16 protein-coding genes are annotated in these 16,254 nt (G+C 44.8%); 8 read left to right on the top strand and 8 right to left on the bottom strand.

Annotated features, from left to right (window positions below):
- Positions 1-800: 800 nt before the first annotated feature.
- The 3 genes from floA to proS are packed head-to-tail and all read right to left on the bottom strand — an operon-like array spanning position 801 to position 3,842.
- Entirely contained in the window at positions 801-1,823 is a 1,023-nt protein-coding gene (floA, locus tag RIG68_RS28310) for a flotillin-like protein FloA (protein WP_317489633.1), read from the bottom strand.
- A gap of 6 nt (positions 1,824-1,829) precedes the next feature.
- Positions 1,830-2,303, bottom strand: a complete 474-nt coding sequence (locus tag RIG68_RS28305; protein WP_350130333.1) for an NfeD family protein — start codon at positions 2,301-2,303, stop codon at positions 1,830-1,832.
- Between the two features lie 60 nt (positions 2,304-2,363).
- Positions 2,364-3,842, bottom strand: coding sequence for a proline--tRNA ligase (gene proS, locus RIG68_RS28300; RefSeq protein WP_350130332.1), 1,479 nt, complete (start codon positions 3,840-3,842; stop codon positions 2,364-2,366).
- A 145-nt stretch (positions 3,843-3,987) separates the two neighbouring features.
- On the opposite strand from proS, the gene RIG68_RS28295 reads away from it, so the two are divergent.
- Positions 3,988-5,616, top strand: a complete 1,629-nt coding sequence (locus tag RIG68_RS28295) for a hypothetical protein (RefSeq protein WP_350130330.1) — start codon at positions 3,988-3,990, stop codon at positions 5,614-5,616.
- A 26-nt stretch (positions 5,617-5,642) separates the two neighbouring features.
- On the top strand, positions 5,643-7,169 hold the full coding sequence (locus RIG68_RS28290; protein WP_350130329.1) for an OmpP1/FadL family transporter: 1,527 nt from the start codon (positions 5,643-5,645) through the stop codon (positions 7,167-7,169).
- Here RIG68_RS28290 and RIG68_RS28285 read toward each other — a convergent pair.
- From RIG68_RS28285 to RIG68_RS28275, 3 genes are read right to left on the bottom strand one after another with little or no spacing between them, the layout of a single operon-like run.
- Positions 7,166-7,690, bottom strand: a complete 525-nt coding sequence (locus RIG68_RS28285; RefSeq protein ID WP_350130327.1) for a shikimate kinase — start codon at positions 7,688-7,690, stop codon at positions 7,166-7,168. The genes RIG68_RS28290 and RIG68_RS28285 overlap by 4 nt on opposite strands.
- Positions 7,691-8,785, bottom strand: a complete 1,095-nt coding sequence (locus RIG68_RS28280; RefSeq protein WP_350130326.1) for a BT_3928 family protein — start codon at positions 8,783-8,785, stop codon at positions 7,691-7,693. It lies immediately after the preceding gene.
- Entirely contained in the window at positions 8,782-9,330 is a 549-nt protein-coding gene (locus RIG68_RS28275) for a DUF1599 domain-containing protein (RefSeq protein WP_350130325.1), read from the bottom strand. The genes RIG68_RS28280 and RIG68_RS28275 overlap by 4 nt, the downstream gene beginning before the upstream one ends.
- Positions 9,331-9,376: 46 nt before the next feature.
- Between RIG68_RS28275 and folP the strand changes: the two genes are divergently transcribed.
- Positions 9,377-10,234 carry a dihydropteroate synthase gene (folP, locus tag RIG68_RS28270; protein ID WP_350130324.1) on the top strand — a complete coding sequence of 286 codons (858 nt, stop codon included), beginning with the start codon at positions 9,377-9,379 and terminating at the stop codon, positions 10,232-10,234.
- Complete coding sequence (gene cdaA, locus RIG68_RS28265) at positions 10,231-11,118, top strand: diadenylate cyclase CdaA (RefSeq protein WP_350130323.1); 888 nt, start codon at positions 10,231-10,233, stop codon at positions 11,116-11,118. The genes folP and cdaA overlap by 4 nt, the downstream gene beginning before the upstream one ends.
- Here the strand turns inward: cdaA and RIG68_RS28260 are convergent.
- A complete protein-coding gene (locus tag RIG68_RS28260) occupies positions 11,115-12,401 on the bottom strand; it encodes a cation:proton antiporter (RefSeq protein ID WP_350130322.1) in 1,287 nt (428 codons plus the stop codon). The genes cdaA and RIG68_RS28260 overlap by 4 nt on opposite strands.
- Before the next feature lie 215 nt (positions 12,402-12,616).
- On the opposite strand from RIG68_RS28260, the gene RIG68_RS28255 reads away from it, so the two are divergent.
- Positions 12,617-13,144, top strand: a complete 528-nt coding sequence (locus RIG68_RS28255) for a DinB family protein (RefSeq protein WP_350130320.1) — start codon at positions 12,617-12,619, stop codon at positions 13,142-13,144.
- An 82-nt stretch (positions 13,145-13,226) separates the two neighbouring features.
- On the opposite strand, the gene RIG68_RS28250 is transcribed toward RIG68_RS28255, so the two are convergent.
- Entirely contained in the window at positions 13,227-13,571 is a 345-nt protein-coding gene (locus RIG68_RS28250; protein WP_151999632.1) for a hypothetical protein, read from the bottom strand.
- A gap of 308 nt (positions 13,572-13,879) precedes the next feature.
- Between RIG68_RS28250 and RIG68_RS28245 the strand changes: the two genes are divergently transcribed.
- The 3 genes from RIG68_RS28245 to RIG68_RS28235 are packed head-to-tail and all read left to right on the top strand — an operon-like array spanning position 13,880 to position 16,230.
- Positions 13,880-14,506: an ABC transporter ATP-binding protein gene (locus RIG68_RS28245; protein ID WP_350130319.1), complete on the top strand. Its 627-nt coding sequence runs from the start codon at positions 13,880-13,882 to the stop codon at positions 14,504-14,506.
- Between the two features lie 8 nt (positions 14,507-14,514).
- The gene (locus RIG68_RS28240) at positions 14,515-15,765 is read left to right on the top strand and encodes an ABC transporter permease (protein WP_350130318.1); all 1,251 of its coding nucleotides are present in this window, start codon (positions 14,515-14,517) and stop codon (positions 15,763-15,765) included.
- 3 nt (positions 15,766-15,768) lie between these two features.
- Positions 15,769-16,230, top strand: coding sequence for a hypothetical protein (locus RIG68_RS28235; RefSeq protein WP_151999635.1), 462 nt, complete (start codon positions 15,769-15,771; stop codon positions 16,228-16,230).
- Positions 16,231-16,254: the final 24 nt, after the last annotated feature.

Raw genomic sequence — 16,254 nt, 5'->3', positions numbered from 1 at the left:
GATGGTACTGCTGTGCAAGGTGGGAGAGTAGGTCGTTGCCTGATTTTATCAAACAACTATAACGGTTGTCAAAGCCTCTAAGAGTAATCTTAGAGGCTTTTTTGTGTTTAAAATGATTTAGGATCATGCGGAAAATCTGGGATCAAGCGGAAAATCTGGGGAGCAAGACACTTAAATCACGTTGTACCATTTGGCGAACGATAAGCATTAAAGAAGCAAAACTGGTTCAATGCGTCTCGCCCGGCCGGGACAGGCTTGGACCTTTTGCTTCTTTATGTAATGACAAGATACTCTTGCAAAAAAAACAATCCCCGGAAATATTGCTTGATCCAAAATCTGGGGAGCAATTGTACTAAGCATAGATTTTTAGGAGTCTGTATAAGAAGCTGACGTTTCTCACGCCCCTAAACTGACTTCTAAAGGCTTTGATCTTTGTATTGAAAGGGTTTGTGATGGCAAATCGGGCTGCGACATTGGTACCACTGTGCTTGATCGCTCAAAGAGGTTTTGAGTACCAGATTTAGATGTTTTCGGCTACGGGGTTGAAGATTTCAAGCCAGAGTCCCCCCCAATGCGTCTTGTAAGTTCAGCGAAAGCTAGTTGGTTGACGTATTTTGGCTAGTTCTCTGGAAAGGTTATTAATCCTGCTTGGGCAGAGTGCGCTGGAAGGCACAGCCTAACCTTTTAGGGAAGGTAATATGCGGAAAGGGCGAAGCAAGCCTACAGTTGGGGACAAAAAGAAGCCTCAATACAAATAGCTTTGAGGCTTCTTAATCTTTTCAGTGGGGTCTTGTTCGGCCCTATTCCTTATTCTTGGACTTTGATTTGGAAGAGCCGGAGCCTGAAATAGATTCCCTCATCTCAGTATCAGCCTTTACATTTTGCATTTTGTAGTAGTCCATGATGCCCATGTTACCTGAACGGAAGGCTTCTGCCATTGCTTTAGGTACTTCAGCTTCAGCTTCGATAACCTTGGCCCGGGCTTCCTGAGCTTTTGCTTTCATTTCCTGCTCCAGGGCCACCGCCATGGCTCTTCTCTCTTCAGCCTTAGCTTCAGCCACTTTCAAGTCGGCTGATGCCTGGTCAGTTTGGAGTTTTGCGCCGATGTTAGCTCCAACGTCTACGTCGGCAATGTCAATGGAAAGAATTTCGAAAGCTGTTCCAGCATCAAGGCCACGGGCCAATACCAGTTTCGAGATTTTATCTGGGTTTTCTAAAACAGCTTTATGTGTAGCGGCAGAACCAATTGATGTTACAATGCCTTCCCCAACCCTCGCAAGAATGGTGTCTTCACCAGCGCCACCAACAAGTTGCTGAATATTGGCACGGACGGTAACTCTGGCTTTCGCTACCAGTTGGATGCCGTCTGCAGCTACCGCAGCTACAGAAGGTGTGTTGATTACTTTCGGATTAACCGAGATTTGAACTGCCTCAAACACATCTCTACCTGCAAGGTCAATAGCAGTTGCCTGCTTGAATGACAAGTTGATGTTAGCCTTGTCAGCTGAAATAAGTGCCCTGATTACCTGGGGCACATTACCGCCAGCCAGGTAGTGCGTTTCAAGATCTGAGGTTTTCAATTGGCGCTTTTCTCCAGTGTGTTCATCAGTAATAGCGATACCCGCTTTTGTGGCCGTAATTAATGAGTTTACCACAACACTTGGAGGCACCTTTCTGATGCGCATAAAAACAAGTTCAAGTAGCCCAACCTTTACGCCGGAAAAGATTGCTGTGATCCAAAGGTTCACAGGCACAAAGTATAGGAAAATGAAGAATCCTATAATGGCGGCGAAAACTAAAAATAGAAAAGAAAGATTACCCATTATTGATTAATTTAAGATTGATTCAACGAATATTTTACTATCGACAATTTTCGAAATCTGTATTTTGGCATCGGCTTGTATATAGTCGCCACTGCTTCGAACTTCCAATATTTTCTCATCAAAGAGTCCATTGCCAATTGGCTTTAAAGTTGAAATGGCTTTGCCAATATCTCCAACCTTTGCTGTGACTACGATTTCTCCGTTTACCTTTCCTTCCATGGTCGATTTGAGGGAAAATTTCTCCCAAACACCGCTCTTTAAGCTAATAACTACCACCGATATCCCGGCAATCAGTGAAATGATGGAGGTAATTGCGCCAATGGTATTTCCGAAATACTCGAAACTGAGATAGAGAGCGGCAATACCAAATATACACCCAAGTATTCCAACGACAGTGGTTCCAGGAATAAACACCACCTCGATGACAATGAGTGCCAGCCCGAAAACCAAAAGCCCGATAACAATGAACCACTCTGCCATAATTGTTTAAGTTCCTGAAATTTAGAAATTAACTTCGAGCTTACCTTGAGAAATGTTCGCTTAGTAAGCTCTGGCGAAAATTACTCTTTGCTTAGACGGCTTACCTGTTACCATGCATTTACCGGCTTCTTCTTCTCCATCAAGAGGAATACATCTAATAGTGGCTTTTGTTTCGTCCTTCACTTTTTCTTCGGTCTCGGGAGTGCCATCCCAGTGCGCTAGTACAAATCCACCCTTTTCGTCGAGCACGCTTTTAAACTCCTCGTAGGATTCTACTTTCGTAATCATTCCGGCTCTGAAGTCATGTGCCTTCTTATAGATATTAGCCTGCATGTCTTCAAGTAGCTGATTTATCGTCGTCGTAAATTCCTCATTTAACGGAATGATCGACTTCTCCAGGGTGTCCCTTCTTGCTACCTCAACAGTTCCGCTTTCAAGGTCTTTGGGGCCGATAGCGATGCGAACTGGTACGCCTTTTAGCTCGTACTCAGCAAATTTCCATCCCGGCTTATGTGTATCTCGATCATCATATTTTACGGAAATACCCGCTTTGCGAAGTTTGCTGATCATTTCCTTAGTTACCTCATTGATCTGTTCCTTCTCGTCATCTGATCGGTAAATAGGGACGATAACGACTTTGTTTGGAGCAAGATTCGGAGGAAGTACCAAGCCGTTGTCGTCGGAGTGAGCCATGATGAGAGCTCCCATTAACCTGGTGCTTACGCCCCAACTGGTACCCCAGACATACTCAAGGCCACCTTCCTTCGACTGAAACTTGACATCGAATGCTTTGGCAAAGTTCTGCCCAAGAAAATGAGAAGTGCCTGCCTGAAGCGCTTTTCCGTCTTGCATGAGCGCTTCAATGCAATAGGTGTCTTCTGCTCCGGCAAATCTTTCGTTTTCGGTCTTCACACCCTTTATTACAGGCAGTGCCATGAAGGTTTCAGCAAACTCTGCATAGACATCGAGCATTCGCACTGTTTCTTCTACGGCTTCGGTTTTGGTAGAGTGGGCAGTGTGGCCTTCTTGCCAGAGAAATTCGGCTGTGCGAAGAAATAGCCTTGTGCGCATTTCCCAGCGAACCACATTAGCCCATTGATTAATGAGTAAAGGAAGATCTCTGTATGATTGAATCCAATTTTTGTACGTGCTCCATATAACTGTTTCGGATGTCGGCCTCACAATTAATTCTTCTTCCAACTTAGCCTCTGGGTCTACAATAATACCGCCCCCGTTTTCATCGTTCTTAAGTCGGTAATGAGTAACCACGGCGCACTCTTTTGCGAACCCTTCTACGTGTGCAGCCTCTTTACTTAAATAGGATTTTGGTATGAAAAGTGGGAAGTAGGCATTGGAATGGCCCGTTTCCTTGAACATGCGATCAAGCTCCTGCTGCATTTTTTCCCAGATAGCGTAGCCATAGGGTTTAATTACCATACATCCCCGAACAGGTGAATTTTCGGCCAAATCGGCCCTTTTTACCAGTTCGTTATACCACAGTGAATAGTCCTCGCTCCTTTTAGGTAATCCTTTACTCATCGAAAAATTAATTTTTGGTACAGATATTGCTTAAATTGTAAATACCATTGACGGCAAATATACGTGAATGAAAGGAAACGGGAAGGGAAACTCTTTACGTTGTTTTGTTGTCATTAAATTATAGGGAGTCAAAAAATATAAAGCTATGAAAAGGTACACGAAGTTCGCAGCGTTAAAGACAGCTCTAAGCTTAGGGGCATTGATTGCATTGGTGCCTTTTGCGGCAATGTCTCAGTCATCCAAGGAAGTGGACGATCTCTACTTTTCGAAAAATGACAGGGTTAAAATCAAATATGCTACCAACGAGGAAGGGCAACCTGTGACTGAGTCTCAGGCAACTTATGAGTCGTACAGCAACAATACGTACAACCCAACTTATTCCGCAAAGACAGTCAATCCTGAGTATATAGCTAAGTATAAGAGTGCTTCGCAGGAAAATGTGCAGGCTCAGCTTGATGAGCAGGCTGCGCTCGACAATCAGGAGAATCAGAACTATAGCAGCGAAGACTACTATGTGGATGGTTATAACTCTAATGGCTATACTACATCGGGAGCCAGCACAGTTAATATCTACACGGGTGGTTACGGTAACAATTGGAATTCCTGGATGCCATACAATAATTATTACTTCAGCGCATGGAATAGTCCTTACTGGAATCCCTATATCGGCTTTTCAATAGGCTATAACTGGGGCTGGGGTGGAATGGGGTATGGTTTTGGCTACCCTGGTGGATTTTATGACCCATGGGGATATACATGGGGAGGCTATTACGGTGGCGGCTGGGGTAGGTACGGTGGCTGGGGTTGGAACAGACCTTATAGTTACTTCGGATATGGAAACGGCTACTATCATGGGTTCTACGATGGCTACTATTCAGGCGGCGGCAAAGGCGTATATGCGAAAAATGTAGTGAGGGGTGGGAGAGTGAATAGAAGTGCCGTTGGTGGTGGCAGTTATGCAAACACGGCCGGGTCTAGCAGATACAGAAATGCCAATGTGCAGAATGTGACTGGGTCGACCGACAGAAGCGGTTCTACATCATCGAAAGGAAGAACTGTTTCGAGTTCGACAAGCTCAAGAGACTACTCGGGTACTCAAAACGAGTATTTTCAGAGATCCAGGGCTGGTTACAGTTCAGGAGTAGGTACCAGCGACAGAAATACTTCTGCTGTGACCGATAGAAACTCAGGCAGAAACGCCTATGAGTCGGGTGTAAGATCAAGGAACTCATATACGGCGGTCGGCAGGACTTCTGAGAATGCCAATACTGGCAGAGGTTCTTCCACTACAGGAACGACTACTAACTCCAATAGCTCAAGAAGTTTGAACCCGACATCTTCTGGAAGGACGAACAATAGTTCGACCAACGAATTCAGGGGAGTGGCGCCTAGTAACTCCAGATCGTCATCTGGGCAGATGAACAGGCAGGTAATTCCTAACAACAATTCGTACAGAACAAGGTCCAATAGCAGCGGCTATTCCAGTCCATCATATTCTGCACCTTCTAATAGTGGGCGAAACAATAATTCTTATTCAAGCCCCTCTTATAATAGAAGCAGTGGGTCGAGTAGTGGTAGCAGAAGCAACTCTGGCTGGTCTGCTCCGGCTCCCAGCAGAAGTAGTGGTGGGTCTAACACCTTTTCTGCTCCTAGCAGAAGTTCTGGTAGCAGCGGTGGATTTTCGGCACCTAGCCGATCTTCCGGAAGCAGCTCCGGAGGAAGCAGGTCATCAGGATCCTCTTCGGGAGGATCAAGAAGTGGCCGTGGTAATTAAGTTTTATTCATAAATACCAGACTAAAATGAAGAAGTTGACTAAGCTTACCGTCGTAGGCATGCTAATGGTATGCTCTGTTGGAAAACTAAGTGCGCAGGTTGAAAGTGGGTCGTTTGGTTATTACACCGATGCGTTAAGGTTCAGCAGTATTTCATCGACAACCGGTTCGGCCAGGATGCAGGGATTGGGGGGAGCCAACACATCGCTTGGGGGAGACATTACCACTGCCGCAAGTAACCCGGCTGGTCTTGGGTATTTTAACAGGTCTGTGTTTGCTGTTACACCCTCATTAAATTTTAATACTTCGGATGCCACGTTTGCTGACGAAAAAAATAGCGGCTACCTCAATAAATTTAATTTGAGTACGCTAGGTGTGGCCTTTAATTTCTCGAAAGGGGATGTTGTTCAGGATAAATTCAAGGGAGGAACGTTTGCTATTAACTATCAGCGGGTGAATGATTTTTATAATGAATTCACATATGAGGGCTACAACGACAATAGCTCGATAATTGACTACTTTCTGGAGCAATCGAACGGAATACCTGTAAACAGCATCGACAACAGAGGGTTGCTAAGCCTTGCTTACTACAATTATCTGATCAACCCTGTGGCAGATCAGGACGGAACTTATGATTCGTTTGTGCTGGGATATCCTCGTCAGAGCGAAACGGTTAAAACTGTAGGTGGCCAAAGCCAGTGGAGCTTTTCTTACGGTGGTAACTACGACGACAAATTTTACTTTGGAGCTGGTCTAGGGATTGTGGGGTTAAGGTATAAGAATACTAAACGTTATACAGAGAATAGCTTTTACGACTTCGCTAATGATGCGGATGACCCGACCATCAACAGCATTTCGGCTGACGAAAGCCTTGAGATAACGGGAACCGGTGTGAATGCGACTTTTGGTTTCATCTACCGCCCGTTAGATTTAGTTAGGGTTGGGGTTTCGTATACTACACCGACGATCTACGATTTGAACGAAGTGAGTACATACTCTCTCACTACCAACTACAACAATTTCTATTATGAGCCGGAAGATACCGTTCTGAATGTTTTGACCTCCGATGGAGACCTTCTCGAGTCGAGCTATCAAATGACTACGCCAGGTCGACTATCGGCGGGAGTGTCAGTATTTGCTGGAAAGAATGGGTTTGTTTCTGCTGATGTGGAGTTGGTAAACTATTCTACTGCAAGGTTGAGATCAACCGATTTTTCAGCTAACGCAGATAACAGAACGATCGAAAATTTGTACAAGCCGACTTTAAACTATCGGATTGGGGCTGAAGCAAGGTTGGATATATTCAGGCTGAGAGCCGGTTATGTGCTTTATGGCAACCCTTACGTCAGTTCTGATTCTTCTACCGGGAACAAACAGTCAGTTACGGCTGGCGCTGGTATCAGATTAAGTAACTTCTACGTTGACCTTGGCATTATCAATACTTTTTCGAATCAGAATTACTCACCATACATATTGACTAACAATGTAAGCCCGGAGGTTAGCATCAAAAACAGAACGACCTCAGGTCTGATTACCTTTGGTTTTACATTCTAAAGCCGGGCTAAGAGCTCTTTTGCTACGTCTGACGCTAATTTGTTCTCGGTTGAGATGATGATTTGGGCTTTTTGATAGAACGGAAGTCGCCATGAAAAGCGCTCCTGGAGCTGGTTTTCTATTTCAGACCCTGCCAATCCTTTGAACAAAGGCCTTGTGCTTTCTTCTGGAGCTACCCTGGCTGCGAGTTCATTCCAGGGTGTTTCCAGATAGCAAGTGATTCCATGTCTTTTCATTTTTTCGAGATTATCGAAAAAACAGGGAGTGCCTCCACCAGTGGCTACTACCTTGATATCCTTTGATTCAATAAGAGTGGCAAGGCAAGCAGCCTCCACTTTTCTGAAATAGTCTTCGCCTTCTTTTTCAAACACTTCGCTGATGGCCCTGCCCTCCTTTTGCACTATTATGTCATCAAGGTCGATGAATGGAATGCCGAGTTGAGTGCTCAAAAGTTTTCCGACAGTGGTTTTCCCAGACCCCGGCAGGCCAATTAAGAAAATCGGTTTTCCGCCAGCCAACATTTAGCGAAGAAGACTTTGCACTTCGTATGCCGTTGGGACGTCGTTGAAATGCCACTTGCCCTTCACCACGCCATCTTTCACTAGTAGAAGCCCCGGATTAGACCTAATGATGGTTTTTAGAACTGTGGCGTCGGAATAGTAGTAAGGAACTGCCAGTTGCACTTCGTGCCTAAAGGCTTCGAAGCTTGTGGGATCTGACGCTGTCAGTGCCCAGGTGTCTGCTTGTCCACTAAGCTGACTGATAAGTGTGTTGATTTCAGAAAAGTGTTCTTTGTTGACCTTTTCCACACTGTAGGAGATCACAAATAGCTTATTTCCGGTGAATGTTTCCTGGGTAAAGTCACCGTCATCGTTCCACACCGCATAATCCGTGATTTTCGGTTGCACTTCAGGATTAAGGATGACCATTTCCTTAAAGGTATACGACTTGTCGGTGGGGTACTGTTCCATCCGGTGCTCTTTGCCATCCTTCTCCATCACGTACTCATACTTTAACTCGCCGGAGGGCTCCATAAGCTCAGGCAGGTTGTTGCCTACTTTGTATGTTCTGAAGTCGATGAAAGGAAGGTGACGTATGGCGTATATGCCGATGAAAAGCGATAAAGCTGTTGCGCCTCCAATGATAATATCTTTTGTAAGGCTTTCTCGAGACTTGCTGGCCACCACATTTCTTTTGAGGAACAGGAAGGCTATAAAAACGGTGAGTATGATATCCTTAATGAATGACTCCCAAGGAGTAAGCTTGATAGCGTCGCCAAAACAGCCACAGTCAGTGACTTTGTCAAAGTAAGCTGAGTAGAAGGTGAGAAAGGTAAAGAATACAATGATGATGAGCAGCAGCCAGTAAGTGATTTTTACCCTGTAGTTAAGGAGAACGGCGATTCCAAGTACTACCTCCAGCACGCAAAGAAACACTGCCAATGGTAAGGCCAGCGGAACGAAGATTTCGAAAAATGATGCAATGTCGGAGGCGAAAACCTCGAAGTACTCCTCAAGTTTGATGGCAGTGCCTACAGGGTCGTTGATTTTGATGGCACCAGAAAAAATAAAGAGACCACCGACGAAAAATCTTGATATTTGTAATAGCCACTTCATTTGCTGAGATAGTTTAGTTTTATCAAACAAAACACTGCGTAATTGATCATGTCCTGATAGTTGGCTTTTATGCCCTCCGACACCAATGTTTTTCCTTTGTTGTCTTCTATTTGCTTTACTCTTAAAAGCTTCATTAAAATAATGTCGGTCATCGAGCTTACCCTCATTTCCCGCCACGCCTCACCATAGTCATGATTTTTATTGAGGAGCAGTTCCATTGTCTCCCGGGCAATTTTATCATAGTGTGGTTCCAACACTTCATACGGCAGTTCCATCGCTGGGTTTTCAGCCAGCTCCATTTGAATCATGGCAATGATGCAATAGTTGATGATACCAATAAACTCTCCACTGATGTTATCTTCCACCTTCTGCGTCCCCTTTTCCTGAATAGAGCGGATTCTTTGCGCTTTGATGAATATCTGATCGGTGAGGGAGGAAAGCCGCAAAATGCGCCAGGCGGTGCCATAATCACGGGTCTTCTTTTCAAATAATTCTTTACAAGCCTTTATTACTTGAGTATATTCGCCAACAGTTTTTTCTTCCAAAGGAGTATATCTTAATTTTCTCAACAGGGCGCTAAAAATAACGAAATTGCTTTCAATTCATAAACCCTTTGATGCTAAAAGGAGTATCGAAGTTCGGGGACAAATCATATCACTGGAATATCCATGCGTGATGGGCATTGTTAATTTCACTCCCGACTCGTTTTATGATGGAGGGCGATTGAAGACCGACAGTGATATACTAGCCCTTGCCGAGAGGCATTTAACCGCTGGGGCCACTTTTCTTGACATAGGAGGTTATTCGTCCCGGCCAGATGCTGATCATATTAATGAAGAAGAGGAGCGACGGCGGGTTGGGCATGCAGTCACTACGGTTCTCCGACAGTTTCCTCGAGCTATTCTGTCAATTGACACCTTTAGAGCAGAAGTTGCCAGAGAAGCTCTTGATGCTGGTGCTCAAATGATTAACGATATTTCAGGAGGAGTACTGGATGCTGAAATGTTTTCATTGGTGGCTGAGAGGAATGTTCCTTACATTCTTATGCACATGAGGGGTACACCCCAGACGATGAAGCAGATGTCGGATTATGAGGATGTTTTACAGGAAGTTTGTGACTACTTTAGTAGCAAGCTTAACTATTTGCGTTCGAATGGAGTGAAAGACATTATTATCGACCCTGGTTTTGGGTTTGCGAAAGGGTCTTCGCTGGGGTTTGAGCTGCTTGGTAAGATGTCGTTTCTCAATACATTGGGTGCTCCGGTTATGGTGGGATTGTCGAGGAAGTCGATGATTTATAAAACACTTGAAATAAATGCCGAGGAAGCGCTGAATGGCACAACAGCTTTGCATATGATTGCGTTAGAGAATGGAGCGAGTATTCTGAGAGTACACGACACAAAAGAGGCTATTGAGGCCATAGAATTATACAGGAGGGTATATACTTGATACTAGCGTTCAAAATTGGATTTTTAGAAATTGGATGGGTTGATGTCATCGACATAGGCCTTGTGAGCGTGCTCCTGTACCATGTGTACAAGCTCATGAGAGGAAGTGTGGCCATCCGGGTGTTTCTAGGCTTCTTGTTTCTCTACCTGGTTTACCTGGTGGTAAGGGCCGCTGAGATGGAGCTATTGTCGATCATTCTTGGTCAGTTCATGGGAGTGGGTGTGCTGGCCGTCATTATATTGTTTCAGCAGGAAATCAGGAAGTTCTTGCTCATTATCGGGCGAACCACCGCATTTGACAAGGAAAGTTTTTTCAAATCGTTTGGTGTCTTTTGGCGCAGCTCGTCTGCCAGCAATAAATTTGATGTGACTCCCTTAGTGGAGGGGATGAAGAGCCTGGGCGGATCAAACACCGGGGCTCTTATGGTGGTTTCTAAGAACACGGAGCTCAAGTTTTACGCAGAATCTGGCGACAGAATGGATGCCATACTCTCCAAAAGGCTGCTTCTCTCCATATTCAACAAATATAGCCCATTGCATGATGGCGCCGTAATCGTTTACGAAGGGAAGATAGTGGCTGCAAGGTGTATTTTGCCTGTAACAGAAAGAGATAATTTGCCAGCTCAGTTTGGGCTGAGGCATCGGGCGGCAATAGGGATGTCGGAGCAAACAGACACGTTGATTCTGGTGGTTTCAGAGGAAACAGGGCAGCTTTCGGTGGTGAGGAACGGACGAGTGTTTTACAACCTGGCACCGCAGGATATCAGGAAGAAAATTAACGACTATCTGTCAGAAAATGAAGATGAAGAGTTACTTTCTGAAGCAAATAGGGCAGCTGCTGCTGAGGCCGAAAAACCTTTAAAAAAGGAAAAGACCTCTGCTTAGTGATGTCCGACATTCACCGGCTTTTCTAGCTTCACTCCGAACGAATACTCCAGCAGTTTGCGTACGGTGAGCCCCTGAAACAGGATAGATAGCACAACCACCGTATAAGTCATTGTGACAATGATGTCTTTTCCTTCAAATTCAGGGAGAGATAGCGACAGTGCAATAGGTATGCCCCCCCGGAGCCCACCCCACGTCATGACTGTCACCGAATGTTTTTCGAAGTGGTGCTGGTCGAAAATGGACATGAGCTTTATAGGAATTCCTACACTGATAAATCGGGCTACCAAAATCAATGTAAAAGCAAAAAAGCCTGCTGCGAAATAGTCGAGGCGGATGGTAATGACTAACATTTCGAGCCCGATCAACACAAAAAGCATCGCATTTAGAGACTCTTCCATCAAACTCCAAAACTTAAACACGTAGTCACTAGTGACACTGGTGATATAGTTTCCACGGCCCTCATTTCCAATAATCAGTCCGGCCACCACCGCAGCCTGCTTGGCGGAGATGTGGAGTATTGTTGCAATTTGTGCTCCTGTTAGCACCAGGGCCAGCGTAACCAGAATCTCCAGTTCCGATTGATCGTTGTCGATGTATTTGAGAAGCCGGTAGCCTACAAAACCAAGGATAAGCCCAAGTATGATTCCACCCCCAACATCGAGGGAAAATATAAAGCCGACATCCCAGAAGCTGATTCTGTGGTCTTCTCCGGTATGAGCCAGGTCGAGCAATGTAAGTGCCAGCACCACAGCCACACCGTCATTGAAAAGAGACTCTCCGGATACTTGAATGGACAGTCTTTTGGATAGGTTATACTTCTTGATGGTCGATGTGAGAGCGATGGGATCGGTGGGCGAAATCAGGGCGCCAAAGACCAGGCAATAAATCAGGTCAAGATGGATGCCGGAAAGCTTAAGAATGTAAAAAATGCCAATACCGACAATGACCGTGGAAATGAAAATACTGGCCGTGGCTAATATCAACACAGGCCATTTCTCCTGCGCAAGTTTCTTGAAATCGATTTGGAGCGCTCCTGCGAAAAGCATGAAGATGAGCACTACCTGATAGAGTACATCGGAATAGTCGTAGTTTTCCATGACACGCTCGGTGCCTATGATGAAATCGGGGAACAGCCAGCCAGCCACTAAAATGCAAAAGGACAGGCAAAGCGCCATTAACATCAGCCCAATGGAAGAGGGCAATTTGATGAAGTATGTGTTTACGTATATAAAGATGCCTGCCAGGCAGACAAAAATTGCGACTATATCAAGTATATGCATAGAAGGCTTTCAATGCCGGGTAATTTTTTTGTTGATAATAACTATGCAGGTGATTTAGATAAAATTTGCCCAAATTTAGTGTATTATGAATAAATGACCCGTTTTTTTTTACGGTTACTCAAAACTTATACGAATGCAGTCTTTTGGCTTCCATACTTAAATTGTGTCAAAAGTGGACTAAGCCGACATTAGTAGTGTATGATAATCAGTTTTTTATGAACAAAGAAAAGCTAATGAAGCAATTTGAGGGGTTGCGGGAGAAAAGGAGGGAGCTATTTAAAATGGTTACGTCGGTAGATGCCGCCTTGTTGAACAGATCACCTGCTGATGGCAAATGGAGCGTTCTGCAAATTCTTTATCATGTGAAGGCATCTGAGGCGGGAACGCTGCGCTACATCGACAAAAAGTTATCGTTTTCGCCAGATGGGCTTCCAAACGCATCTTTTCTTTCTGGCGCAAAGTTGGCGTTGCTCGAAATTACGTTGAGGTCACCCTTAAAGTTCAAAGCCCCGAAAGGGCTAGATGTGTTTCCTGAAAAGTTAATACTGGAAGAAATCAAAGCAGATTGGGATCGATCCGATGAGGGCTTCCTGCAACTTATTGATCGCCTCGAAGAACATCAGCTTCGCTGGCAGTTTTTCAAGCATCCCATTATTGGGCGGCTCAATATGCAGCAGACGATCAAGTTTATGGTCAGTCATTTTGACCACCACGCACGTCAAATAAAGCGATTAATGAACTGATTTTCTTTCAGTCAAAAAATCATTGAGAAAAAAGCCGACCATTGGAAGGGTCATTCCTATAAATGCGAGTAAGATTGTCATTTTATACCTCCTGTGTTTGTAGTTGCGTTTTTATATTTTCTATTAGCTGGTAAATTTCTTTTTCCAGGGACTCAAGTTGATGGTCCAGTTCCCACTGACCCTGGCTAGCAAGCTCAGATATCGTCGATATTTTCTTCGAAGTCATTTCATCACTCAAAAGCTCAAGTAGTGTTTTTGATTTGTGCTTGATGAAGTTTAACCAATACAAATTTTTAGTTTCGATCCCTTCTTTGATACAAGACAAATAGTTTGCCAATTCCCCGGTGCTTTGCTCAATAAAAGTGTTAATGAAAGCTTCATCACCTTCTCCAAGCTGAAGTACCTGACTAAAATTCGTTGATGTCATTTCTTTAATTTTTTCTGATTCAAAGGTACGGCGAGTTGGTGGTCTGGAACTGTGATAGTATTGTGATTACTTACATGGATGACAAGGATTTGGAAATTCAGCTTTTCTCGTTGAAAGATGTGTCTTGAGTATAAAAGGGCACTTTTTTGAAAAAAGGATAAAGGATTCTTTTTGCTGCGAAAAAGGTGAAAACTTCATTTTAGCGCTAAAAACTACTCACACTACCACTCAGCACATTCTCTGTGAACTTCGTAAAGCATCGTTTCAGGCTAACATATTAACCCCTATTTTTGACCCGACTTAGTTTTATGATAAGCGTACAAAGCGTTATTTACACCTATGGGCCAGCCAAGGATCTGATATTTCCTGATTGGGAAGTCGAGCAGGGCAAGCATAGCCTGATTCTGGGCGGTTCCGGGTGTGGCAAAACGACCTTACTTCATTTGCTGGCCGGGCTTCGAACGCCAACAGCCGGTATTGTGAAAGTAGCAGATCAGGTGCTTTCCGACCTCCGGGGACATAGAATGGACATATTTCGGGGCAAGAATATTGGACTTGTTTTTCAAAAGCCACATTTGCTGAGTGTGCTTACAGTTGAAGACAATTTGTTGCTCGCTCAGTATATGGCAGAGCTCCCGCAGGATAAAAAAAGGATACGGGATGTGCTTGAAGTACTTAATCTGTCTGATAGAAGAAGTGCGAGGGTTTATGAGCTAAGTCAGGGCGAAGCCCAGCGAATAGCTATAGCAAGGGCTGTGCTTAATAAGCCAAAAGTGATTCTGGCGGATGAGCCGACTGCCAGTTTGGATGACGACAACAGCGAAAAGGTCTTGAGCATCCTTGAAGACCAGGCAAACATGTATAACGCAACTCTTGTTATCGCCACGCATGATCAAAGGGTGAAGAGTCGATTCCATCACCAACTCAAGCTTTAAATAGAGATATGAACCTTTTTGTTTTAAGCTGGAAGTACATAAAAGGCAAGCCGCTGAGTACGGCGCTCAACGTGCTATTGCTGTCGTTTGGAATAGGCATTATTGTCGTTTTGCTCCTTGTAAGTCAGCAGGTGCAGGAGAAGCTTTCGGAAAATGCCAGCGGAATAGATCTTGTGGTAGGGGCCAAAGGCAGCCCTCTTCAAATAATACTCGGGAGCATCTACCATATTGACTACCCAACGGGGAACATACCTCTCAATGAAGCAGCAAAACTTGCCAGGAACAGGCTGGTAAAAACCGTGATTCCACTAGCGCTGGGGGACAGCTACAAATCTTTAAGAATTGTAGGGTCGACCAGGGGATTTGCTGATTTGTATGGTTTGATGCTTGATCAAGGAACCCTGTGGGAGGATGACTACGAGGTAACACTCGGGGCAGCTGCGGCACAAACGTTGAGCCTGGCCGTTGGCGACACTTTTTTTGGAGAGCATGGCATGGCTGCTGGGGGAGAGGCGCATGAGGATCATGCCTACAAGGTGGTGGGCGTGCTACAGCCTACCGGCAAAGTGGTTGATAACTTGATTTTAACAAGTATTCCAAGTGTATGGCTGATGCATGGTCATGATGAAGCAGAGAACGGGCATGAGAGTTTGTTGGATACGGTGGCGATTGAGGTTTTGGGAATAACAGTTACGGCAGAGCAGCTCGAAGAAAAAGAAGTGACTTCATTGCTGGTGCAGTATCGGGGCCCGATGGCAGCTGTTCAGCTTCCTCGGATGGTTAATACGCAAAGCAGCATGCAGGCTGCTTCACCCGCTTTTGAAACGGCCAGGCTTTTCTCCCTGATAGGCATTGGCGTTGATGTGGTGCAAGGCTTTGCCTACCTGATCATTGTGATGGCGGGACTAAGCATTTTTATTGCACTGTACAATTCGCTGAAAGAAAGGCAGTATGATCTGGCCATTATGCGGTCGTTGGGGGCGTCCAGGCTCCGGCTATTCATCCACATCGTTATGGAGGGCATCATCATTACGCTGCTGGGAGCTGGGTTTGGTTTTCTACTTGGCCATGGGGTCGTCGAGGTTCTTGCCCAATTCATTTTTAAAGGGTCGTCTACTGGCATCACCGGCTTTGTATTTTTGCCTTCCGAACTTTACATATTATATATAAGTTTACTTCTGGGAGTGATAGCTTCGCTTATTCCGGCTATCAATGCCTACAAGACTGACATTTCTGAAGTACTTGCAAAAGGAGCATAAATTATGAAGAGAATATTCATCGCAGTGGCTTTTCTTATCGTTGGCATGTCGTATTTGTCGCATGCGCAGGACAACAATAAATCGCTGGCTACAGCCAACTGGGCTACCCTGGCTAAGGTAACTTACAAGGTAGGTAAAGACGAATATGGAGAGCTGAGCATTCCGGTGTTTGGTGATGAGATTCAAAAACTTGCCGGTAAGGAAATTGAGCTTCCAGGTTATATCATCCCTTTTGATGGGATGTTTAAGCCGGATCATATCATTCTGTCGTCGTTGCCCGTTGCGGCGTGCTTTTTCTGCGGTAGCGGGGGGCCTGAATCGGTGATTGAAATTTATCTTAAGGAGCCAATTAAGTACACTGCCAACGGGATAAAGGTGAGAGGCAAACTTGAGCTAAATGAAACCGATTACAACCAGCTAATGTATATTCTGAAGGATGCTGTGATGGTAGGGCCGGCGAATTGAATCGAGGCAGGCAGGAAAGCTAAA

The organism is Imperialibacter sp. (assembly GCF_040222385.1).
In the GTDB taxonomy this organism is placed as follows: Bacteria; Bacteroidota; Bacteroidia; order Cytophagales; family Cyclobacteriaceae; genus Imperialibacter.
This window is presented reverse-complemented; position numbering and strand designations above follow the sequence as displayed.